The organism is Pantoea sp. MQR6 (genome assembly GCF_022761075.1).
Lineage (GTDB): Bacteria > Pseudomonadota > Gammaproteobacteria > Enterobacterales > Enterobacteriaceae > Pantoea > Pantoea phytostimulans.
The window spans coordinates 234,159-255,168 of the sequence record NZ_JAKYXB010000004.1; the positions used below are offsets into that span (position 1 = coordinate 234,159).

General features: G+C 52.7%; 23 protein-coding genes. 16 read left to right on the forward strand and 7 right to left on the reverse strand.

Annotated features, from left to right (window positions below; all coding sequences use genetic code 11):
• Positions 1-63 precede the first annotated feature (63 nt).
• Positions 64-234, forward strand: a complete 171-nt coding sequence (locus MUG06_RS16260; RefSeq protein WP_215848572.1) for a hypothetical protein — start codon at positions 64-66, stop codon at positions 232-234.
• On the opposite strand, the gene MUG06_RS16265 is transcribed toward MUG06_RS16260, so the two are convergent.
• The 3 genes from MUG06_RS16265 to MUG06_RS16275 form a co-directional block, all read right to left on the reverse strand.
• Positions 235-837, reverse strand: a complete 603-nt coding sequence (locus MUG06_RS16265; protein WP_279234029.1) for a response regulator — start codon at positions 835-837, stop codon at positions 235-237.
• A gap of 3 nt (positions 838-840) precedes the next feature.
• Positions 841-2,136 carry an ATP-binding protein gene (locus tag MUG06_RS16270; RefSeq protein ID WP_243079249.1) on the reverse strand — a complete coding sequence of 432 codons (1,296 nt, stop codon included), beginning with the start codon at positions 2,134-2,136 and terminating at the stop codon, positions 841-843.
• An 84-nt stretch (positions 2,137-2,220) separates the two neighbouring features.
• On the reverse strand, positions 2,221-2,706 hold the full coding sequence (locus tag MUG06_RS16275) for a heme-binding protein (protein ID WP_243079250.1): 486 nt from the start codon (positions 2,704-2,706) through the stop codon (positions 2,221-2,223).
• A 319-nt stretch (positions 2,707-3,025) separates the two neighbouring features.
• Here MUG06_RS16275 and MUG06_RS16280 point away from each other — a divergent pair, with 319 nt between their 5' ends.
• Complete coding sequence (locus MUG06_RS16280) at positions 3,026-4,231, forward strand: MFS transporter (RefSeq protein WP_243079251.1); 1,206 nt, start codon at positions 3,026-3,028, stop codon at positions 4,229-4,231.
• A gap of 25 nt (positions 4,232-4,256) precedes the next feature.
• On the opposite strand, the gene MUG06_RS16285 is transcribed toward MUG06_RS16280, so the two are convergent.
• Entirely contained in the window at positions 4,257-4,598 is a 342-nt protein-coding gene (locus MUG06_RS16285; RefSeq protein WP_243079252.1) for a cupin domain-containing protein, read from the reverse strand.
• Positions 4,599-4,658: 60 nt separating this feature from the next.
• The gene (locus MUG06_RS16290; protein ID WP_243079253.1) at positions 4,659-5,600 is read right to left on the reverse strand and encodes a D-2-hydroxyacid dehydrogenase; all 942 of its coding nucleotides are present in this window, start codon (positions 5,598-5,600) and stop codon (positions 4,659-4,661) included.
• A gap of 244 nt (positions 5,601-5,844) precedes the next feature.
• On the opposite strand from MUG06_RS16290, the gene MUG06_RS16295 reads away from it, so the two are divergent.
• The 3 genes from MUG06_RS16295 to MUG06_RS16305 all read left to right on the forward strand — a co-directional run bounded on the left by MUG06_RS16295 (position 5,845) and on the right by MUG06_RS16305 (position 8,875).
• Positions 5,845-6,264, forward strand: a complete 420-nt coding sequence (locus MUG06_RS16295; protein WP_215848567.1) for a DUF2946 domain-containing protein — start codon at positions 5,845-5,847, stop codon at positions 6,262-6,264.
• A 66-nt stretch (positions 6,265-6,330) separates the two neighbouring features.
• Positions 6,331-8,061, forward strand: a complete 1,731-nt coding sequence (locus tag MUG06_RS16300) for a DUF2534 family protein (protein ID WP_243079254.1) — start codon at positions 6,331-6,333, stop codon at positions 8,059-8,061.
• Positions 8,062-8,197: 136 nt separating this feature from the next.
• Positions 8,198-8,875, forward strand: a complete 678-nt coding sequence (locus MUG06_RS16305) for a pirin family protein (protein WP_243079255.1) — start codon at positions 8,198-8,200, stop codon at positions 8,873-8,875.
• 11 nt (positions 8,876-8,886) lie between these two features.
• Here the strand turns inward: MUG06_RS16305 and MUG06_RS16310 are convergent, their stop codons facing one another.
• The gene (locus MUG06_RS16310; RefSeq protein WP_243079256.1) at positions 8,887-9,837 is read right to left on the reverse strand and encodes a LysR family transcriptional regulator; all 951 of its coding nucleotides are present in this window, start codon (positions 9,835-9,837) and stop codon (positions 8,887-8,889) included.
• 148 nt (positions 9,838-9,985) lie between these two features.
• On the opposite strand from MUG06_RS16310, the gene MUG06_RS16315 reads away from it, so the two are divergent.
• The 9 genes from MUG06_RS16315 to MUG06_RS16355 all read left to right on the forward strand — a co-directional run bounded on the left by MUG06_RS16315 (position 9,986) and on the right by MUG06_RS16355 (position 18,897).
• Positions 9,986-10,945, forward strand: a complete 960-nt coding sequence (locus MUG06_RS16315; RefSeq protein WP_243079257.1) for a PDR/VanB family oxidoreductase — start codon at positions 9,986-9,988, stop codon at positions 10,943-10,945.
• A complete protein-coding gene (locus tag MUG06_RS16320; protein ID WP_243079258.1) occupies positions 10,942-12,168 on the forward strand; it encodes an amidohydrolase family protein in 1,227 nt (408 codons plus the stop codon). Before MUG06_RS16315 ends, MUG06_RS16320 begins: the two co-directional genes overlap by 4 nt.
• A complete protein-coding gene (locus MUG06_RS16325; protein WP_215848563.1) occupies positions 12,158-12,610 on the forward strand; it encodes a RidA family protein in 453 nt (150 codons plus the stop codon). Before MUG06_RS16320 ends, MUG06_RS16325 begins: the two co-directional genes overlap by 11 nt.
• Positions 12,611-12,624: 14 nt before the next feature.
• Positions 12,625-13,500: a creatininase family protein gene (locus tag MUG06_RS16330; RefSeq protein WP_243079259.1), complete on the forward strand. Its 876-nt coding sequence runs from the start codon at positions 12,625-12,627 to the stop codon at positions 13,498-13,500.
• A gap of 13 nt (positions 13,501-13,513) precedes the next feature.
• Positions 13,514-14,485 (forward strand): ABC transporter substrate-binding protein, encoded by a 972-nt coding sequence (locus MUG06_RS16335; protein WP_243079260.1) that lies wholly within the window; start codon positions 13,514-13,516, stop codon positions 14,483-14,485.
• Positions 14,482-15,324 (forward strand): ABC transporter ATP-binding protein, encoded by an 843-nt coding sequence (locus MUG06_RS16340; RefSeq protein WP_243079261.1) that lies wholly within the window; start codon positions 14,482-14,484, stop codon positions 15,322-15,324. The genes MUG06_RS16335 and MUG06_RS16340 overlap by 4 nt, the downstream gene beginning before the upstream one ends.
• Positions 15,321-16,121, forward strand: coding sequence for an ABC transporter permease (locus MUG06_RS16345; RefSeq protein WP_243079262.1), 801 nt, complete (start codon positions 15,321-15,323; stop codon positions 16,119-16,121). The genes MUG06_RS16340 and MUG06_RS16345 overlap by 4 nt, the downstream gene beginning before the upstream one ends.
• Before the next feature lie 23 nt (positions 16,122-16,144).
• Positions 16,145-17,539, forward strand: coding sequence for an FAD-binding oxidoreductase (locus tag MUG06_RS16350; protein WP_243079263.1), 1,395 nt, complete (start codon positions 16,145-16,147; stop codon positions 17,537-17,539).
• A gap of 86 nt (positions 17,540-17,625) precedes the next feature.
• Positions 17,626-18,897, forward strand: a complete 1,272-nt coding sequence (locus tag MUG06_RS16355) for a TonB-dependent receptor (protein ID WP_243079264.1) — start codon at positions 17,626-17,628, stop codon at positions 18,895-18,897.
• A gap of 39 nt (positions 18,898-18,936) precedes the next feature.
• Here MUG06_RS16355 and MUG06_RS16360 read toward each other — a convergent pair whose 3' ends face one another.
• A complete protein-coding gene (locus tag MUG06_RS16360; protein ID WP_243079265.1) occupies positions 18,937-19,167 on the reverse strand; it encodes a hypothetical protein in 231 nt (76 codons plus the stop codon).
• A 151-nt stretch (positions 19,168-19,318) separates the two neighbouring features.
• On the opposite strand from MUG06_RS16360, the gene MUG06_RS16365 reads away from it, so the two are divergent.
• Positions 19,319-19,867, forward strand: coding sequence for a YtfJ family protein (locus MUG06_RS16365; protein WP_243079266.1), 549 nt, complete (start codon positions 19,319-19,321; stop codon positions 19,865-19,867).
• A 279-nt stretch (positions 19,868-20,146) separates the two neighbouring features.
• Complete coding sequence (locus tag MUG06_RS16370; RefSeq protein WP_243079432.1) at positions 20,147-21,004, forward strand: polyprenyl synthetase family protein; 858 nt, start codon at positions 20,147-20,149, stop codon at positions 21,002-21,004.
• The last annotated feature ends 6 nt before the right edge of the window (positions 21,005-21,010 follow it).

Here is a 21,010-nt window from a genome sequence, read left to right on the forward strand (position 1 = left end):
GCTGGACGCTTTATAGACCACCGACGTTTGTTTGCTCTCTCAAAATCCTAACAAGGAGCGGATATGCGTTTATTCACCCTGATTTTCTTCATTACCACGTTAACCGCCTGCAGTTCGCCGTGGGGCCCCGAAAAACCGGTGCCTAAAGGTGAAACGCGTCAACAAACCTGTCAGCCAAATACCAGTCCTAATCAAACCGATTGCGGTCATTTTCCTGAGCCTGAATTCCACTGATCACTGAGTTTGCAACCGCTGATAATCGCGAATTAATTGCGCCAGGCTGTTTGCACCAGACTTGGTTAAAATCGCCGCCCGGTGCGCTTCTACCGTTCGCGGCGATAGGTCCAGTTTTCTTGCGATCGCTTTACTGGTTAATCCTTCTACCAGCAAATTCAACACTTCATTTTCCCGCACGCTGAGTTGGGCATAACGCGTAATCAAGACCTGCTGCTGTTGCCAGTTCTCAGCAAGCCGTTGGCTTTCACTTAGCGCGCGGTTGATCACCTCAATCAGCGCGTCGACATCAATGGGTTTCGTGAAGAAATCAAACGCGCCGTGATGAAAAGCGCGTCGACACGTGTCGATAGTGCCATGCCCGGTCATTACGATGATGGGCAGCAGCGGGAACGGCATTTCACCCTCTTCCAGCCAGGCCAAGCCACTTTTCCCTGGCATACGCACATCAAGCAGCAAACATCCGTGTAAAGCGGTATTTTTTTGCTGCATCAAAGCATCAATACTGGCGAAACTTTGGCAAGCCCAACCCATTGATTGCATCAGGAACATCAGCGATTCACGCACCGATGCGTCATCATCAACAATGTAAATTGTTTCCATCACTCATTTCCTTGCTGCCGGTAGTCGCAACGTAACCCGTGCACCACCGGCGGGATCGTTGCTCAAGGTGATATCTCCATTCATACGTAAGATGAGCGTTTCGGTCAATGTCATGCCTAATCCAATGCCTTCCTGACGCGTGGTGAAGAACGGCATGAAAGCGTGCTGTAACGCTTCATGACTGAATCCCGGCCCGCCGTCATGCAGCACAATTTCTATCTTATTCTGGAGGCGACGACTTTCGATGCGGATCGTTCCTCGCGCGCTATTCTGTTGCGCCTGAATGGCGTTGCTCATGAGATTGTGAAAGATTTGCTCCAGCCACAGCGCATCGGCTAATACCGATGAGGCATCCTGCGCAAACTGGCTGTTGAGTGTAATGTCTGCCGCGCGCATCTCACGCTCAAGCAACGCCGCAACGCGCGCTAGCATGACACTCAGATCAACCGCTTCTAACAAAATCTCTTTTTGGGAGACATTGTCACGAAAACGTTTAAGCAGCTCACTGATACGCTGCGTCTGGCGCAATGAGGCTTCCAGCGCCTGGGGCAGCATGGCATATTCCCCGCGCGCTACCAGCCGCTGTGCACTCTGGACATAGGTTTGAATAGCGGTAAGCGGCTGATTGATCTCATGCACCATCCCAGCCGTGATTTCACCCAGCGCATTGAGGCGGGAATGTTGATAATAGAGCGCGCGCTGCTCTGCTCGCTTCTGCTGCTGACGTTGGCTGAATAAGGCCAGCGTAGCCGCCACAATGATGCCCCACAACATCGTCGCTGAAATCAGCGGCAGCCAGGAAAGCTGTTGCCAGGCTGGATTGGCATCCGCTTCCAGAACAAAGGGTTGCAGCGGATGCGCCAACGCTTGCTGCCAATGCCAAAACGCTTTCGGTTTCGCGCTGCCCTCGATAATCATTGGCTGCTGCTGCCAAAGTAAACGCAGCGAAAGAAAGTCGGTTTTATTGCGCATCAACGGTTCCAGCTCAATTAAAAAGCGGGTTTGTTGATAAGGATTATAAAGCCAGTAACGCCCTGCCTGAGCGGGCTCGACACGCTGACTGTCAAGCGCACGGCCTTGGGTCTTTTCCATCGCCAGCAGTTGAGGGAATTTGTGTTGCAGTGCCGCCAGCGATTCGTTACCGGATAGCAGTGGCAAGAAGGTTTCGTTTTGAGTGAGGATATTGCTCAGTGCACGTTGAATGCGGTAAAACTCAGCATTACGCAGATCGTATTGCTGTTGTATCTGCCACAGACCCGCCAGCCCGGCAGACAAAATGCTTAGAACGAGCCAACTCATTAAAGCGATGTTTCGCAGGCGCAATGCGTAAAATTCCTGATAGAGAAAGGGCGAATGATATCGCCCTAAACCTTAGATGACGTTTTAGGACGCATCAAAGCTTTTCAATGCTTCGAGCGCACAGGTTTCATCAAGATGGCCGCCCGGTGCACCGCCAATTCCGATAGCGCCAATCACCTGGTCGCCGCTCTTCACCGGCACGCCGCCCGCCAGTAGCAGATAACCTGGAATCGCGGTCATATTGGCTGCGCCTGGATTTTTCTGTGCGGCTTCCATTACCTTGCCGCTGCTGTTTTTACTGCTTAACGCGGTGAACGCTTTCATGCGGCTGGCTTCTACCGTATGCGGGCCTGCATTGTCCATGCGCTGTACTGCTTTAACAATACCCGCGCGATCAACAACCGTTACTGCCACGTTATATTGTTGTGCTGCACAAGAGGCGATGGCTGCGCTTGCCAGGCTATTCGCCTGATTTAACGAAATATTTTTTTCAATCAGCGTTGCGTTATTTGAAGCAGCATAGGCCGAACCAGAAGCTAAAAAGGCGAGTGTAATTAAAGCGATTTTCATGTCAGTTCCTGAGTAAAGTAAGCAGGTGATAACTCTACCCACCTTAATCAACGCTGAACATTCGGGTGATTACCCTTAATGCCTGGTAAAACTACCTGGCGGCTATTTTAGGTTGCTGTAATGATGGCTTTTTTATCAAAACAGGTTCACCACAAACGCGTAATAGTGTTAAGTCGCTTTATTCTCTCTGTTTTTTATCAACGCTTTACACCACCTACATCCATCATTAAAGTAGCGCGCAGACATCAAATATGATGCGTAAGCGTTAACGTCAACCAACGCACCACCTGCAGCTTTGCTGCACTTAGTGATGTTTATCATGACGACTGTTCAAACACCGGCTAAAGCCTCCTCCGTTATTTCGAGTTCTGGATTTTTCCTCTTTGTTTTATTGCTTACCGCGGCCAACCTGCGCGCGCCAATTACCGCCGTCGGGCCGGTGTTGGAAGATATTCGTCTGACATTTGGCCTAAGCGCCAGTGCTGCGGGCCTATTCAACTTTATTCCGCTGATCCTGTTTGCTGTGTTAGCGCCCGTAGCGGCGTTTATGAGCCAGCGAATTGGCCTGGAGCGCAGCTTATGGGGGGCGCTCTGCTTAATTACTGCGGGTTCAATCGTTCGCTGGAGCGAAAGTGAAACCGCGCTCTGGTCAGGAACCGTGTTATTAAGCGCAGGGATTGCGGCGGCCAATGTGTTGTTACCGCCCCTGATCAAGCGCGACTTCACCGAACACACCGCCAAGTATATTGGTTTATATGCGGCAACCATGTCGATTACCGCCAGCCTGGCATCGGGTGTTGCGGTGCCGCTTACCGCGCTCTCCGATCTTGGATGGCGCTTGTCGCTGGGCGTGTGGGCGGTGCCGGCAATGATTGCTCTCCTGGTCTGGTTGCCGCTGCTGCGCCATCGTCATCAACAGCCAACATCAACGGCATCCACAGAAAACCTGCCCACTCGCAATCCCTGGCGAACCCTTATCGGCTGGCAAGTCGCGCTGTTTATGGCGCTGCAATCTCTGGCTTTCTACACCTTGATCGACTGGTTTACGCCCTATGCGCAAGCCCACGGTTTTAGCCAGGCGCAAGCCGGATGGCTGCTGTTTTGGTATCAGGCTGTGGCAATTGTGGCCAATTTAGGTTGTATGGTGGCGCTGAAACGCGTGCGCGATGCCAGGTTGCTTGCGTTCATCGCTTCATCTGCGATCTTTTTTGGCATGCTGGGATTACTGCTGTATCCGCAGTTAGCGATAGTTTGGCTGACACTGGCAGGATTAGGCGCGGGCGCATCGCTGGTGCTCTCTCTTTCGCTGTTCAACTTGCGCGCCCGCCATCACCGTCAGGCTTCACAGTTGTCCGGTATGGCGCAATGCGTGGGTTATGGATTGGCGGCGCTGGGACCGCTATTTTTTGGCATACTGCATGAGCACAGCGGTAACTGGACATTGCCGTTTAGCGTGCTGGTGGCGTTGAGTTGCGTGCAAATGTTGCTCGCACCGCTGGCGGGCAGCGCGAAGCAGATTAGCTAAGGCCCAATCCCATCCGGCGGAAATTCTATTCCGCCGGAATCTCGTAATGCACCGCCAGCCACACCGTGAGTTCCTCGCTACTTGTCCAGTTAATGCGATGACGGCACTGCGCCGGAATATTCACGAAATCGCCAGCCCTTAAGACGCGTTCGTTCGGCTCATTTTCCAGTTGCAAACCGGCGGCCCCCTGAATCACCATCACCCATTCTCCTTGCTGTTGGCAATACCAAAAATCAGGCGGGCTGGCTTGCCCACTGGAAACGATACGCTCAATGCACAAGTTGGGTCGGCTGAGGATGGTTTCAAACGTCTCCTCTGCCCCCTTTTTAGCCGCTTCGGGAAACGTGTGTAAAAGATTGGTGAGCATGAGAATGACTCGTTGAAGTAAAAGGGATGAACAGGCGTGAAGCCTGCCCACGTTAACCTCTTAACTGACGACGTTGACCGGCGCGCCCTGCTGGAAACCCGCCAGATTAGCCGCAATACCTTGCAGTAAATTATGAACGCCGCTTTGACTTGCCCAGGCAATATGCGGCGTCAACAGCAGCGTCGGGAGTTCAGCTTGCAACAGCGGGTTGTCACGTCCTGGCGGCTCGCTACTCAGCACATCCAGCGCGGCACCACCAATCGTTGCGTCGCGCAAGGCAGCCGCCAGATCGGCTTCGTTGATCAATCCGCCTCGCGCGGTGTTGATCAGCAGTGCCTGCGGTTTCATTTTGCTCAGGGATTCGCGGTCAATCAGCTGGCGCGTTTGATCGCTCAGCGGGCAATGCAGCGTAATTACATCGCTGCTGGCTAACATCTCCTCGAAGCTGACATAACCTTCGCGTATCGTCTCACTGCCTTTGCGCTCGGCATACAGCACGTTCATACCTAATGCTGTCGCCATACGTCCCACTGCTTTGCCGATATCACCTTTGCCGACAATGCCCAGCGTTGCGCCAGCAATATCCAAAATTGGCTGACGGTGTACACAAAAATGGGGTGAATTGGGCCAGGCCTGATGTGTGCTGTTGACGTAATCCACCAGCTGACGGCGCAATGCGAAGATAAACGCGATGACGCCTTCTGAAACGCTGCGTGTTGAATACCCAGGCACGTTACTGACCACAATACCGCGCTCGCGACAGGCGTTGAGATCGATACAGTCATAACCGGTTGCCGCTACGCAGATGTAGCGAAGGTCGGGAAGTTGCGCCAGCGTTTCCGCTCGCATCGGGACTTTGTTGGTGATGGCGATGGTCGCGCCAGCCAGCGCTGCGACAATACTCTCAGCAGCAGTATTCGCGCGAAATTGCCAGTCGCTACACCATTCAGGTGGCGTTGGGGGAATCGGCAACGTTTCGCCATCGAGGGTAACAATTTTCATTTTTCGTCCTTTTATCGTTATTCATTAACCAACACCAAAAGCCAGCAAAATGGACCCGCATTTTCACACGACAATGTTATTAATATGTATTTCGCGAGTAACCACTAGGTTAATGGAGGCAGCCGCGAAAGTGAATATGTTCAAAAGGTGCGAATTTTTTTGGCAATAGCGCCACTTTTTTTAACCCCTTTAATGATGTCGCGTTACACTGCCGCCTCTAAATTCTGACGTAAAATGCACTCTTATGACCTTTTCTGCGCGGCTGCAACATCAACTCACTGCCTGTATTGCGATACTGGCCGTGCTGCTGTTGTTTGTTGCACCCGTGGTGTCGAAGAACCTTGCAGAACGTCATGACAAAATGGTTATGACGCACGACATGTCAGCCATGCGTGCCGATATGTCGATGATGCATCATCACACCGATATGCCCATGTCCGATCATGCAATGACGATGGATGAAAGCTTCGCCTGCGGTTACTGTGATTTGCTGGTGCATGTCCCGTTGATGTTGTGGGTGTTTGTCACGCTGATCTGGCTGATGCTGGTGATCTCCCGCGCCCCCCCGACGCCTGCCCTTGTTCAGCCGCTGTTGCGACGCGTTACTGGCATCCATCGCCCGCGCGCACCGCCACATTCTGCGTTCAACTTCACTGCTTTTTGACTTGTTCTTCTTGCGCACGTTTGCGCCGGAAGGTGTCTCCTGTCTTTTGAATAGTGTGGAATGGCTATGTCGTCATCACGGGAACTTTCCCCAGCACCCCGCGGCGCGGTGCTTAATCTTTTTCGTCGCCTGCATTTTTATATCGGCTTGTTTATCGCGCCGTTTATCTTCGTTGCGGCCTTAACCGGCACCTTATACGTGCTGACGCCCCAACTGGAAAACGCGCTCTACAGCAATACCTTAACCACTCAGCCACAAGGCATAGCCAAACCTTTGTCTGAGCAAGTTGAGGCTGCACGCCATCGTGCTGGGCAGAATGCGCGGATTTATGCGGTACGCCCGGCGCCGGGTAAAAATGACACGACGCGCGTGCAATTTACCCAAGCCAATCTTGGCCCTTCTGAATCGCGATCCCTCTTTATCGATCCTTATACGCTTAACGTAAAAGGTGACATGACGGTGTTTGGCACCAGCGGTGTATTGCCGCTGCGCACTTTGATTGATCAGATGCACAGCAGCTTGCTGTTGGGCGATTTTGGGCGTAACTACAGTGAACTTGCGGCATCCTGGTTATGGGTAGCGGCGCTTGGCGGCATTGTGTTGTGGCTAGGCACGCGGCCGCGTCGTCAGGTTAAAAAAGCTAAAAGCGGTTTTGCCCTGACGCGTCACTGGCACGTCACGCTGGGCTTGGTGTTGTCTCTTGGCCTGGTGTTTTTCTCTGTAACCGGTTTGACCTGGTCGCAGTGGGCAGGCAACAACATCAACAAAATGCGCAGCGATTTTAACTGGCTAACGCCGCAGGTTATCACCGCGCTGAACAGCAGCGAACCCGCAGCACCGGCCGATCCTCATGCTGAACATCATGGCGCGATGGAAGGCATGGATATGTCCAGCATGAAAATGCCGACAAAAGCGGCCAGCCCGCGCGTAATTAATCAACCGAATATTGACTGGGATCGGGTGCTCGATGCGGCACGTGGCGCAGGCATTAATGCGGCAAAAGTAGAATTACGTCAGCCAAAAAACGCTGAGCAAGCCTGGACAGTGACCGAAATTGATCGCAGCTGGCCAAGCCAGGTCGATTCCGTTTCCGTTAACCCCACCGATTTCAGCATCGTCGATCACGTTGAATTCGCCTCTTTCCCGCTGATTGCCAAGCTGACGCGGTGGGGCGTGGATGCGCATATGGGCGTGCTGTTTGGCTTACCGAATCAGTTGATTCTGGCGCTGTTTGGGTTGGGCCTGTGCAGCATGATTGTGTTGGGTTATCGCATGTGGTGGATACGTCGTCCGGCGGTGCCACAGCTTAATCCAGCACAAACGCTCTCCTCCGCATGGCTGGCGTTGCCGTTGTATACCCGAAGCGCCTCGCTGATTGTGGTTCTCGCATTGGGTTATGCCTTGCCGGTAATGGGCTTTAGCCTGCTGGCTTTTGTCCTGTTGGATATTCAGCGCTGGCGTAAAGCGCAACGTGCAGCACAACCTAAAATCGAAACGCCGCTGGATCAGCAGTCGCCGCTGGCGATCATTCAGTCACGCTTCGCCGTTAAGCGTAAAGAGATGCGCTATTTTTTGCGCAGCGTCACGGTGCTGGCCCTGATTGTGGGCACGGTAATGTCACGCGCCATGATCAGCGGTGTGATTGAGCAGTATCACATTCCGTTCAGCGACTGGTCGCTGACGATGTATCTCACACAGGCGATGATGATTCTGCTCTACTCCACCGTGTTTACCGGTCTGTTCTCCATTCCGCTGTGGTATTTCTTCCTGGGCGAAAGCGACGAGCAAGGTAAATAGCGAGCCTGTCGCCTGCCATATTGGCGGGCGACACCTCATTCAAAAAAGTTGACCGGGCTCAGCAAAACCAACGACTTCTCATTTTCAGCGGATCGTTTATGATCGTTGCCATCGACTCAATCTTTAAGGACAAACCATGAACATCATGCGTGCTAATCCTGAACAACTGTTTGAATACGGCCCTTTTACCGTGCGTCGTCAACGTCCGGGCGAAGCGCTTAGCCCGCTGGTGAGCGTTGATCTCATGACGCTAAAACTCGATGCCCGCATTCCGATGCAGGAACATCGCGATGAAGAGGTTTTCACCTATCTCTGGCGCGGTTCCATGCTGCATCAGGACAGTAACGGCGAGCGCACGCCACTCTCCGCAAAACGCGTGATGCTGGTGAACGCTGGCGAAGGCGTACGTTATGAAGAATCGGTGCCGCTGTTTGAGGCCGAAGTGTTGCAGGCGGTGATTAAACCCGCGCAGCCTGGCGGTGAAGCCATGACGCAGGTACTTGAGCGCGATCAGGGCGTGTTGCCAAATGGCTGGACTGAACTCGCTGGCCCCGAAGCGTCGGATGCTCCGTTGGAATTGCGTCAGAATGCTTATATTTATGATGCGTTGCTGGAGCGCGGGCAGACGCTTGAAGTGCCAAAGCAACCGGGTTTGATCGCCTATATCGTCGTGCTGGAAGGCGTGATCAACATTGGCGATCAGCGTCTGGGACGTGGTGACGCGGCCAGCGACCTTGATGAGATAAACGAGATCACTGGCGAACGCGATGCCACCTTAATCTGCTTCCTGGTGAAGCCAGATACCGCCGCGTAAATCCGGCAGCGTTACGTGATGGCGCGAGACCCTTTCTCTTGCGCCGCTATCGCCTGTTCGTTTTGCATCATGGCAAAGAACGTCTCCAGCTCACGTAACATCATTGACGCAGCAATCGAAAGTTGGCGCTGCGGTGCAACACACAGCGACAGCGTGAACGGCTTCAAAATCGGATCAATCAGCGGAATGAACTTCAGTTCACCGCGCCGATGCTCATCTACAATATCCAGCCAACACATGATGCTGATGCCTACATCATCACGCACCAGCGAACGCAGCATATGAATATTGTTGGTTCGCCCTACTTCGTTCAAGGTAATCCCCGAGGTATTCAGCAGCGCTTCCAGCGGTTCAGCCAGCATAAGCGGTGCTGATGGCACGATAAATGGCCAGGAATCGCAGTGGCTAAAGCGGATCGATTCCAACTCTGCCAACGGATGCTGGCTGTTCACCACAATGCCCAGCCGCAAATCCGCAAAAGATTTAACCAGCAACTCGCGCGAACTTTGTGGATTCAGCATGATGCCAAAGTCCGCATCACCCGCAGTTAGCGCATTGGCGATATGAATATTGCTCATGGTGGTCAGGGTAAAAGAGATGCCCGGATATTCTTGCCGGATACGCTGCAAGATGGACGAAAAAAAGCCGCGGTTAATGGCATCAATCGTCGCAATATGCACATGTCCATGCCGTAGCCCGCGCAGATCATCCAGCTGGGTGCAAACGCGCCCAAACTCTTTTTGCCAACCCTTAGCGGCATTAAGCAAAATTTCACCCGCCGCTGTCATACGTAATCCTGATGGATGACGTTCAAACAGAGGCATTTCCAATTGCTCTTCTACCCGCAAAATCTGCCGATCTATGGATGAAGCCGACACGTGCAACACCTCGGAAGCCTTGCGCAGCGAGCCTTGGCGGGCCACTTCGGTGAAATAAATCAGGAATCGGGAAAACGCGAACATAGGGGTGCTCTCTTTTTTGCAACGCTTCATGCGAATTTAACAGATGGACGCTCACACTACGGCAAAATAATAATCGCAGTCATGATAAAAACAGTGGCGCACACTGCGATATTGCAGGCCGACGCGCCCTATCGCGTACAGGTTTACCATGAAGCAGGCAGAGACTTTCGCCGTCACCGTCATCGCAAAGCAGTTCAACGGTAAAGGCAATCTGTTATTGACCCTCAAACGTGCCGATGCGCTGGCGTTACCCTCTTATACGCCGGGCGCGCACATTGATGTCGCGATCCCGCTCTGCGGCAAGCGCCAGTATTCACTCTGTTCTGCGGCTGAAGCAGAAGATGAATATCAAATATGCGTCCGCCTCGATGCTGCCAGCACCGGCGGTTCGCATTGGCTGCATCATCAGCTGAATCAAGGCGACAGCCTGACCATTTCCGCGCCGCGCAATCATTTTCCGTTACCGACTTCATCGCGCACGCTGCTGTTCGCGGCTGGCATTGGATTAACACCATTACTGGTGATGGCTGAAGCGCTGGCCGCTCGCGCGGCGGATTTCACCTTGCATCTCTACCTGAAAAATCGTGATGAGCTGGCGTTTTCTGCGCGTCTGAAATCGTTGGGCGATCGCGTGGTTTATCACTTCTCCAGTGAAAACGAAAGTTTGCGCCAGCACATCCCCGATGATCTGCTGTTTATTGAAAACAGCGTCATTGTTGCCTGCGGCCCGGAAGGTTTTATGCAAAATTTGCAGCGCCTCAGCCAGCAATATGGCTGGAACAGTGACCAGTTTTATACCGAACGCTTCAAGCCCAGCACGGTCACTCAACCGATTAACACCGACAGCTTTGATGTTGAAATTGCCTCCAGCGGCGCACGGTTCACGATCAAGCAAGAGGAAAGCATTGCCGAGGTGCTTGAGCGTGAAGGCATTGAGATCGATCTCTCCTGTGAGCAAGGCATGTGCGGTACCTGCGTAACGCGGGTAATAGCGGGTCAGCCCGATCATCGCGACGATGTCCTGAATATGAAGCAAAAAGCGGCCAACGACTGCATCGTGCTCTGCTGTTCGCGTTCACATTCTCCCCTGTTGGTGTTGGACTTATGAGCCCGTTCAACGGCGTGACCGGCGCACGTTTGCCCCGCTGGCTGTTACCTGAAAGCTGGCCGATGCAGGGCAATCAGCCGCAGCGTGCAACGCTGCACTTTCAGGATAGCGGCGTAAAAATCACGCCTGATGACACCGTTTCTCGCGACAATTACCTGGCGCTGAATGGCGCGCTGGTGCTGCCGCCGCTGATCGAACCGCACGCGCATCTGGATAAAACTTTTACCGTACAACGCAGCCCGGCGCAGCGTCCCGGCTTGCTGGCAGCGATTGAAGCGATGCACCAGGATCGCGCCAGCTGGACGTCTGAGGATATTCACCTACGAGCGAGTCAGGCGTTGCAGTGGGCAGTTGAAGCGGGTGTAGGTTTACTTCGCACACACATCGATTGGTTTACAACAGATGCTCCGCCTGCCTGGCAAGTGGTTGGCAAGTTGCTGCATCCACTTTGCACCATTGAGCGCGTAGCGTTGGTGCCTCTGCCGCTGTTTGCGCATGCCGAGGATGCCGAGGAAATTGCCCGCCAGGTTGCTGGCAGTAGCGGCGCTTTGCTGGGTGGGTTTATTCATAGTAGCAATTGGGATTCACAGGCTTTCTTGCAGTTGATGCAGGCAGCAGAACGCTGGCAACTCGACATCGATCTGCACATTGATGAGGAGCTAACAGAAGGCGCTCAGGGTTTGCGCTGGCTGGCAGCGTATCTGCAACAACATCCTTTTAGCGGACATATCACCTGTAGCCACGGTTGTGCGTTAACGCATCAGGCCGACGGCGAAGCCACGCTCGATATCCTGAAACACCATAACGTCACGTTGATCGCCCTGCCAGCCACCAATCTGCTATTGCAGGATGCGGTGCCTGACCGCACGCCGCGCCAGCGCGGTTTAACCCTGATTAAAGAGGCGATGACGCGAGACATCCCGCTGCTGCTGGGCGCTGACAATGTGCAGGACGCCTTTTGTCCATTCGGCAGTTACGACCCGCTCGACACGCTGTTCAGCGGATTATTAAGCGCACAACTCAGTGACGCCTTTGATCAGGCTTCCGCGTTGATTTGCCGCCGTACTGCGTTACACGCCAATGCGCCTGTGTTCACGCATGACTTATTGATTTTCCCCGACGCCGACCTCGCGAGCTGGCCACTACGCCAGCGCCAGCGCTACCGACTGGTTAATGGCGTCGTTCATTCCCTTTCCGCTGGAGAACCTGTTGATGGCGCTTGATGAAGGTGCGGGTAAACCGCTGGCCCACTATGCCGCGTGGCGACGCGCGGGTGATTACATCTTTCTCTCCGGCATCATTCCGGTTAATCCGCAACGCGGATTGATTGTTCGCGGCTACGACGACATTCCTGCCGCTGCGCAGCAACGTTTGGGTCGCAGCGGAGAGTTCTCTACCGATGCCAAAGAGGGGCCGATCCTGGCGCAAAGCTGGTACGTGCTGGAGAGCATCCGCACCACCATCGAAAGTGCCGGTGGCCAGATGAGCGACGTTTTCAAGCTGGTGCAATATTTCCGCAATCTCGACCACTTCCCGCATTACAGCCGGGTACGGAAACTGTTTTTTAGTGATGCACCGGTTTCTACCGTAGTGCAGGTCAGTGAAATGCTACCCAGCCCCGATGTGCTGATTGAAGTTGAAGCCACGGCGTGGTTGCCGCAATAACACGAGGATTTGAAATGCTTAATGGTTACATTCCGGCCAACCGCTTTTTGCCGTTTCTCAGCTGGACCGACATCGCAGCACTGCCGAATAAAGAAAACACCGTGATTGTGTTGCCGACCGGTGCCATTGAACAGCACGGGCCGCACCTGCCTTGCGCGGTGGACAGCGTAATTTCGTCTGGTGTGGTGGGTCACGCGTTAGCGCGCTTGCCCACATCGATACCGGCATTTGCCATTCCGCCCATTACTTACGGTAAATCTGACGAACACCTGCATTTTCCCGGCACCTTAACGTTGACCGGCGAAACGTTGCTGCACACTATTTTAGAGATCGGCGAATCGATTTATCGCGCCGGTTTCCGCAAATTTCTGATGGTCAACGGACATGGCGGCCAGCCGCAACCGCTGCAAATGGCGGCGCGCGAACTGCGACTGCGCCATGGCGATATGATCATCATCATGCAAGACACCTTCAAAGTGCCAAACTGCGCCGAAAGTTTTATGGACGATAAAGAGCGTCAAATGGCGATGCACGCCGGCCATGCTGAAACCGCATTGATGCTGGCGCTGGCACCAGAAACGGTACAGATGGAAAAAGCGGTCAGCAATTATCCCCCTGAATTCCCTTGCCCAACGCTTTCCAGCACCAAACCGATGGCGGCTTGGGTTTCTTACGATTTTGGCCCGAGTGGCGTGATTGGCGATCCGCTGCCGTCTACACCCGAACAAGGCGCAGCCATTCTCGATTCGCTGGCTGAGAGCTGGGCCAAAGTGATCACCGAAGTACATGAAATGCAGTGGATAACGCGTGAAGCGCCTGCATGGGGAAAAGCGCACTGGCACGGCAAAGTGTTAGACCATAACGATGCAGCGTCACTGTTAAAACAATAATCGGGGATTGGGTATGAAAAAAACATTGAGCCTTGTCGCAGCACTTTCCGTGGCCCTTTCCGCGCCGGGCATGGCCGCAGAAAAATTCACATTTATGACGAACTGGTATGCACAAGCTGAGCATGGCGGTTTTTATCAGGCGCAGGCGCAGAATCTTTACCGCGATGCCGGATTAGACGTCACCCTGAAAATGGGCGGGCCGCAAGTGCATACCATGCAGTTGATGGCAGCAGGCCAGGCGGACTGCATCATCAGCGATAACATGCAGGCGTTGCAATCCTGGCAATCTGGCGTTGAAGCGATGCCGGTTGCCACCACCTTTCAGCATTCGGCAATTGTATTTATTACCCATCCTGATGTGAAAAGTCAGGCCGATCTGCAAGGCAAAACCTTTTTGCTGGCTTCAGAAGCGTATACCTCTTACTGGCCTTGGGCGCAGAGTGCGCTCAACCTGAAAGCGGCCCGCGCCCGCCCTTATACCTTTAGTATTCAGCCGTTCTTAGCCGATAAAACGCTGGTGCAGCAAGGCTATCTGACCTCAGAGCCTTTTGCAGTACAAAAAGCTGGGGCACAAGCCAACGTTTATCCGATCAGCGAGTGGGGTTATCCGCCGTACGGCAACAGCATTGTTTGTATGAAATCGACAGTGGAAAAGCGTCCGCAGGTGGTAGCGGCCTTTGTTAAAGCCTCGATGCAGGGCTGGAAAAACTACCTGCAAGATCCCAGCGCGGGCAATGCGCTGATCAAGAAAGAGAACCCAAATATGGGTGATGACCAGATCGCTTTCAGTCTCGCGCAGATGAAGAAATATCAGATGCTAACCGGCGGTGATGCGCAAACTCAGGGCATCGGTATCATGACCGAATCGCGTCTGAAACAGACCTATCAGCTGCTGGTTGAGAATAAACTGATCGATCCGGCGAAAGTCCCGTTTGAGGGAAGCTACAACCTGACGTTCATCCAAGATGCCAAGGTCATGCCATGAATAAAGCCAGCCGATTGACCTTGATGAGCAGCGACAACGCGCCGGTAACACTACCCGGTGCAAGCGCGCCGCCGGCGATTGACGTGCTCTCCGCTGAGAAAATTTATCCCAACGGCACGCGTGCATTGCTGCCGGTTGATTTGACCATTCGTCAGGGGGAATTTGTCACGCTGCTCGGGCCATCCGGCTGCGGCAAAAGTACCTTACTGAAAATGATCGCCGGGTTGATTGAACCTAGCGACGGTAAGCTGATGCTTTTTCGCCGCGACCGCCGAGAAAAGCAGCGAGATTTACCGCTCTCTTTCGTGTTTCAGGAAGCGACGCTGATGCCGTGGAATAACGTGCATAAGAATGTGCGTTTGCCGCTGGATTTAGCCGGTGTGCCGCGCCCGGAAGCGGACACGCGAGTGAAAGAGATCCTTGAGTTAGTGGGATTGAGCCAGTTTGGTCACGTTTTGCCGCGTGAGCTTTCCGGCGGCATGCAGATGCGCGTCTCCATTGCGCGCGGTTTAGTGACGCGGCCCAAAGTGTTGCTGATGGATGAACCCTTTGGCGCCTTGGATGAGATCACCCGCAACAAACTTGATAGCGATCTGCTGCAACTGTGGCAAGAGCAAAACTTGACGGTGGTGTTCGTCACCCATTCGATTCAGGAAGCGGTATTTCTGTCGCAGCGAGTCATCATGATGGCAGCGCGACCTGGCCGCGTCGTTGATGACATTGCCATCGATGCGCCCTTCCCCCGTGATGATGAATTCCGGGTCAGCCAGCCATTCACGCTGTATGCCCAACAGCTTCAGCGCGGCTTGTTCAATGCCAGCCAGGAGAGCAAATCATGAAAACCCCGTTTGCTGCACGCCAGTCATTTCAAAAACTGTTTTATCCACTGTTGATGGCGGTGGCAATATTACTGCTATGGCAATGGTTGGTCACCGCTCTGCAAGTACCGGTCTTTTTGGTGCCCTCGCCGCTGGTGGTGGCGCAGAGCCTGATGCAGAATTTCCCTTCGCTGTTTATGTCGCTGCTCTACACCATGAAGATCACAGTGATTTCGTTTGCTGTGGCCATAGTCACTGGCTCGGTGATCGCCTTTTTACTGGTGCAGAACCGTTTTATCGAGACCGCGCTCTTCCCCTACATTGTTTTTTTGCAAGTGACGCCGATTGTGGCGATTGCGCCATTGATCATCATCTGGGTGAAAGACACCACCTTGTCGCTGGTGGTGTGCGCCACCTTGATGGCAGTCTTCCCTATCATCTCCAACACCACGCAAGGCTTGCGTAGCGTTTCGCCTGGGTTGCTGAGCTATTTCCAGCTTAATCACGCTTCGCGTATGCAGATTCTGCTGCGTCTGCGCATCCCTTCCGCGCTGCCCTATTTCTTCGGTGCCTTGCGTATCTCCAGCGGTTTGTCGTTGATTGGTGCGGTTGTGGCTGAATTTGTCGCGGGTACCGGCGGCACCGATACGGGTCTGGCTTATCAGATATTGCAGGCCGGTTATCAACTCAACATTCCGCTGATGTTTGCTGCGCTGTTATTGATTTCACTGGCGGGGTTTTTGTTGTTTGCCGTGATGTCATGGCTTACGCGTCGCGTACTGGCCGCCTGGCATGAGAGCGAGCTCAGCCACAGCTAATTTACTTACCACAGGAATGCATAATGTCTGATTCTATTCGTCAATCCGCGCTGTCTGCGGTGGTCGCGGCGTTACCTGCGCTCGATTGGATTAAAGAGGCCCCCAAGGTAAAACGTCTGTCGCGAGACTTTCATTGGTTCAGCCCAATTCTTAAAAATCAGTTGGACGATAAATTTGCCGAACTGGCGGTGCGTCCGCGTGATGAGGAAGAGCTGGCGGCGGTGGTTGCGGCCTGCGCTGCACAACGTTTGCCTTTAAATATTCGCGGCGGCGGCACGGGCAATTACGGTCAACTGATTCCGCTCCACGGCGGCGTGATGGTTGATATTACGAAACTGAACGCGGTGGTGGAAATGGGTAAAGGCAGCGTGCGGGCGCAAGCGGGTATTCGGCTTGGCGATCTCGAAGCCTATACGCGTCCGTTTGGTTGGGAACTGCGCTGCATGCCATCAACCTGGCGTTTAGCTACGCTTGGCGGTCTGTTTGGCGGCGGCTTTGGCGGCGTCGGCTCCATCAATTACGGTCCGCTGGCCGCACCAGGCAACGTGCTCTCGGTGCGCATTATGACCATGGAAGAGACGCCACGGATTATCACGCTGAAGGCGCCAGAAGCCATGCTGTTGCATCACGCGTACGGCAGCAACGGTATTGTGTTGGAGATTGAACTGGCGCTGGCGCCCTGCCATCACTGGATCGAACGGCTGGATAGTTTCAGCGATTTCGCCAGCGCAATGGCGTTTGCGGATGCGCTCGCCCGCTCACCGGGCTTGGTTAAACGCCAGGTTGCGGTGATGGCGGCACCCATTGCCGATTATTTTACCGATCTCGCGCCTGAGCAAATATCAGGCAAGCATGTGGTGATTTCGGTCGTTGGTAGTGAAAGTGACGCATTGTTGCCCGCTTTATTAACACAGCATGGTGGGCAGTCCGTGCTGCGTTACAGCGATGACCAGCATGAAGGCCATTCACTGATCGAATATTGCTGGAATCACACGACCTTACAGGCATTGAAGATTGATAAAACCCTGACCTATCTGCAAACCGCCTATGCACCAGACAACTATCGGCAACAGGTGCTGGATATGGAGCAGCGCTTAAATGGCGAGGTCATTTCGCATATAGAATTTTTGCGCGACATGAATGGCGCGCTAACGTGCAGCGGCTTACCGTTGGTGCGCTATAGCGATGAACATCGCCTTAACAATATAATGCAAACTTACCGCGATAACGGCGTGAAGATTAATAATCCTCACGTGCTGCATATTGAAGAGGGTAAACAAGGGATGATTCGCCCCGATGTTGTTGCAATGAAATGCGCATTCGATCCGCATAATTTACTTAATCCGGGTAAACTGCGCGGTTGGGACGTTCGTGAGACGCTGCCCGACGTTAAAATAAACGGCGTTACCGCAGTATAATTAATCATAAATAATCTACCGCTTGCTGCATTAATAAGCAGACGGGCGGGCTTTGCTCTATTTTAGACAGGAAAAGGTTCAGGAAAATGCATTTAAAAACGCTTTCATTTGCGGCATTGTTGTTTCCGTTCACCTCCATAGCGATGGCCGCTACGCAAAGTAATATTGACTCAAGTTGCCAATATGGCACCAGCGGTGTTGACAACTTTACCGACATATTTACCTGCGGCACGGTAAGCGGCAGCCTGCGCACGCTTTACTATTCAACCCACAATGCTTATTTCTCTAAAGGTTTTAATCAGGACACTGTGAGTTACGGTGGCAGTTTGAAATATGAAACCGCCCCATTTTATGGTTTCCGGGCGGGCGTTAGCGGAATATTTTTACGCGGAATTGATCATCCAGATGAAGCGCATACCATTAGTGATATTGGCGATAATCAAACCAATGTCGGTGAAGCTTATTTAAGCTGGCAGAAAGATGACTTTAAAATAACCGCGGGCGATCAGCGCATCGATATTCCTTTTGTCGGTGATTATGACTGGCGAATAACGCCGATACTTTTTCGCGGCGTTGATGCGCATTACGGCGACAAGCAAAACTTCCTGCATGCAACCAAAGTCTGGCGTTATAAACCGTGGGGAGACGACCAGTTTCTCGACAGCACCGCATACACCGATGTAGATGAACGCACCAACGGCATGTGGGGCATTGGCGGCGGACGCGCTACGCAATGGGACGATAAAACCTTAAGCGGTCAACTTTGGTATGAAGAGTACGCGGACTATTCTCGCATCGTATTCGGTGAAAGCCATTTACGCTGGCAAGAAGCGACCTTCCAGCCTGATTTTGGCCTGCAAGTTATTCGTGGCACCAGCCAAGGTAAAGCGCTGGCGGGCGAAGTCAACAGCACCTCTTACGGTGCACAGCTGGCGCTGAGCTTTACGCCATCACTGAGCTGGAAATTGGGCTATGACCACATCGCTGCCAGCGGTGACAGCTGGAATAACGGTTCGCTGGTGACACCTTACGCGCACAATACCTCGTCTGGCCCCTACTTCGCACAACCCTTCTTTACCAGTACCCAGGATTTAGGCAGTGGCAATGCGTGGTCAACGGACGTGAACTACGTCATGAATGAAAACCTGTCGATTGGCTCGCGTTATTCCTTTATGGATCTTAAACCGGCTGCGGACTCCTCCAGCATCAATCAGTCAGAATATTTGGTTTATTTCACCTGGAACTTTACCGGCGTATTAAAAGGCTTGAGCCTGACCGATTTTGCCGGAGTACAGACTTCGCCGCTGTATGACTCAGATTTCTGGCAGAATCGCTTGTCACTGCAATACGACTTCTAACACCATCACGGGAAGGCTGTATATCGCCTTCCCCTGTTTTTAGTAGATCTCCTCATCATATTGCGCCGCCTTTGCGCGCTGTAACGCATGCTTAAATTGCCGCACCTCTTCGCGGCGCCAGTGTCGCTGAGCCAAAGGGGCCGACTCCGCTGCCTGGGGTAAGGGAATGCCGGCCAGCGTTCCGCGATTACACATTGCTCTGACCAATCTCGGTGAAGAAACACCGATATAGCGCGCCATCTCATTCAACGTCATCAAGCCGCTACGCATTTTCGCCTCCTTTTTTTTTGGTAATAAGGCATTTTTGAGCTATTTCTCGGTTCATTTATTGATCTGAAACAGTGTTAAGCGACAAAGCGTCCGCCGATTCAAAAAGTTGCTACGCTGATAGCCATCAATATCCAAGAAATGAGAGGCTCACTTGCTACGTTCTGCATTGATATCACTGACACTATTTTCTTCATTAGCCAACGCACATAACGTGATGCTTGGCCAGCCGGTGCCTTCAATCTTTATCGCCGATAAAGGTGAAATGGTAATGCAGCAAGGGAAACTGAATTATCAAAAATGGCGTAGTCAGGCGCTGACCGGTAAAGTGCGTTTGATTATTCATGTCGCAGGAAGGATATCGGCAAAGGAGCAAACGGCAGGATTGATCAGCGCATTAGAACACGCCGCTTTACCGCGTAACACTTTCCAAACCACCACCATCGTCAATACCGATGATGTGCTGCCAGGCAGTGGCATATTTGTGGTGCGCAGTATTGAATCCAGTAAGAAATCGACCCCGTGGCAGCAATTTATTATTGATAACAGCGGTGTTGCGCAGCATACATGGCAGCTGAAACCGCAAGGTTCAACAGTCATTGTGGTTGATCAACATGGCATTGTGCGCTTTGCAAAAGATGGCGCATTAACTTCACAGGAAGTTATTCATGTGATGAGTGAATTGCGAACGCTGCTCGGATAATTGGCTGCATTTCATCGGCTCAGAAACGTTAAATTTTTGGTAAAGAATCGATGAATGTTTCTGAATTCCCCACCTTTTATTAATCCTCAACTAATATTGATTATGTGGTTTTTGACCACCGTGCCTTGAATACCTGCCAACCATAATGTGGCAGTAAACATACTATGAATATGGCATCGACTTTGTTTCGACTTGCTGTGCATTCATCTGCTAATAAGGACAGCCTTAATGACGGCTTGTGCAGAAAAACAGGTCAATTATCCTCACAGCGATATTTCAATGCTATTGAGCGATATTGAACTGCGTCTTGATGAACTTTTACCGGTAGACGGTGAGCGCGATTGCGTTGGTGCGGCAATGCGCGAGGGCACTTTAGCGCCCGGTAAACGTATTCGCCCCATGCTTCTGCTGTTAACTGCACGCGATTTGGGCTGTGATCTGAGTCATCGTGGACTGCTGGATCTGGCTTGCGCCATTGAAATGGTTCATGCAGCCTCGTTAATCCTCGACGACATGCCCTGCATGGATAATGCGCAAATGCGACGCGGCCAACCCACTATTCATTGCCAGTTTGGCGAACATGTGGCGATTTTGGCTGCGGTTGCGCTGCTCAGTAAAGCCTTTGGTGTGATCGCCTGCGCGGAAGGCTTACCCGCCAATGCGAAGAATCAGGCGGTGACAGAATTGTCTCACGCTGTTGGGTTGCAAGGCTTGGTGCAAGGTCAGTTTAAAGATCTCTCAGAGGGTGACAAACCGCGCAATGCGGATGCCATTTTGATGACCAATCAATTCAAAACCAGCACCCTGTTTTGCGCCTCGATGCAGATGGCATCAATCGTTGCGAATGCTTCCTCAGAAGCGCGTGAAAAGCTGCATCGCTTCTCACTCGATCTTGGGCAGGCGTTTCAGCTACTTGATGATCTTGCCGATGGCATGACGAATACCGGCAAGGATTGTAATAAAGATGCCGGGAAGTCGACGCTGGTGAATATGTTGGGCGCGAAAGCGGTGGAGAATCGTTTACGCGATCATCTGCATCGTGCCAATCAGCATCTTGAAGCGGCTTGCCAGAATGGTTATGCCACGCAACATTTTATTCAAAGCTGGTTCGAGAAAAAACTCGCTGCTGTCAGCTAAGGATGC

Excerpts from the sequence above, each read along its gene's own strand:
- MUG06_RS16260 (WP_215848572.1), top strand. The coding sequence starts at position 64 with ATGCGTTTATTCACCCTGATTTTCTTCATTACCACGTTAACCGCCTGC.
- MUG06_RS16265 (WP_279234029.1), bottom strand. The coding sequence starts at position 837 with ATGGAAACAATTTACATTGTTGATGATGACGCATCGGTGCGTGAATCG.
- MUG06_RS16270 (WP_243079249.1), bottom strand. The coding sequence starts at position 2,136 with ATGAGTTGGCTCGTTCTAAGCATTTTGTCTGCCGGGCTGGCGGGTCTG.
- MUG06_RS16275 (WP_243079250.1), bottom strand. The coding sequence starts at position 2,706 with ATGAAAATCGCTTTAATTACACTCGCCTTTTTAGCTTCTGGTTCGGCC.
- MUG06_RS16280 (WP_243079251.1), top strand. The coding sequence starts at position 3,026 with ATGACGACTGTTCAAACACCGGCTAAAGCCTCCTCCGTTATTTCGAGT.
- MUG06_RS16285 (WP_243079252.1), bottom strand. The coding sequence starts at position 4,598 with ATGCTCACCAATCTTTTACACACGTTTCCCGAAGCGGCTAAAAAGGGG.
- MUG06_RS16290 (WP_243079253.1), bottom strand. The coding sequence starts at position 5,600 with ATGAAAATTGTTACCCTCGATGGCGAAACGTTGCCGATTCCCCCAACG.
- MUG06_RS16295 (WP_215848567.1), top strand. The coding sequence starts at position 5,845 with ATGACCTTTTCTGCGCGGCTGCAACATCAACTCACTGCCTGTATTGCG.
- MUG06_RS16300 (WP_243079254.1), top strand. The coding sequence starts at position 6,331 with ATGTCGTCATCACGGGAACTTTCCCCAGCACCCCGCGGCGCGGTGCTT.
- MUG06_RS16305 (WP_243079255.1), top strand. The coding sequence starts at position 8,198 with ATGAACATCATGCGTGCTAATCCTGAACAACTGTTTGAATACGGCCCT.
- MUG06_RS16310 (WP_243079256.1), bottom strand. The coding sequence starts at position 9,837 with ATGTTCGCGTTTTCCCGATTCCTGATTTATTTCACCGAAGTGGCCCGC.
- MUG06_RS16315 (WP_243079257.1), top strand. The coding sequence starts at position 9,986 with ATGAAGCAGGCAGAGACTTTCGCCGTCACCGTCATCGCAAAGCAGTTC.
- MUG06_RS16320 (WP_243079258.1), top strand. The coding sequence starts at position 10,942 with ATGAGCCCGTTCAACGGCGTGACCGGCGCACGTTTGCCCCGCTGGCTG.
- MUG06_RS16325 (WP_215848563.1), top strand. The coding sequence starts at position 12,158 with ATGGCGCTTGATGAAGGTGCGGGTAAACCGCTGGCCCACTATGCCGCG.
- MUG06_RS16330 (WP_243079259.1), top strand. The coding sequence starts at position 12,625 with ATGCTTAATGGTTACATTCCGGCCAACCGCTTTTTGCCGTTTCTCAGC.
- MUG06_RS16335 (WP_243079260.1), top strand. The coding sequence starts at position 13,514 with ATGAAAAAAACATTGAGCCTTGTCGCAGCACTTTCCGTGGCCCTTTCC.
- MUG06_RS16340 (WP_243079261.1), top strand. The coding sequence starts at position 14,482 with ATGAATAAAGCCAGCCGATTGACCTTGATGAGCAGCGACAACGCGCCG.
- MUG06_RS16345 (WP_243079262.1), top strand. The coding sequence starts at position 15,321 with ATGAAAACCCCGTTTGCTGCACGCCAGTCATTTCAAAAACTGTTTTAT.
- MUG06_RS16350 (WP_243079263.1), top strand. The coding sequence starts at position 16,145 with ATGTCTGATTCTATTCGTCAATCCGCGCTGTCTGCGGTGGTCGCGGCG.
- MUG06_RS16355 (WP_243079264.1), top strand. The coding sequence starts at position 17,626 with ATGCATTTAAAAACGCTTTCATTTGCGGCATTGTTGTTTCCGTTCACC.
- MUG06_RS16360 (WP_243079265.1), bottom strand. The coding sequence starts at position 19,167 with ATGCGTAGCGGCTTGATGACGTTGAATGAGATGGCGCGCTATATCGGT.
- MUG06_RS16370 (WP_243079432.1), top strand. The coding sequence starts at position 20,147 with ATGCTATTGAGCGATATTGAACTGCGTCTTGATGAACTTTTACCGGTA.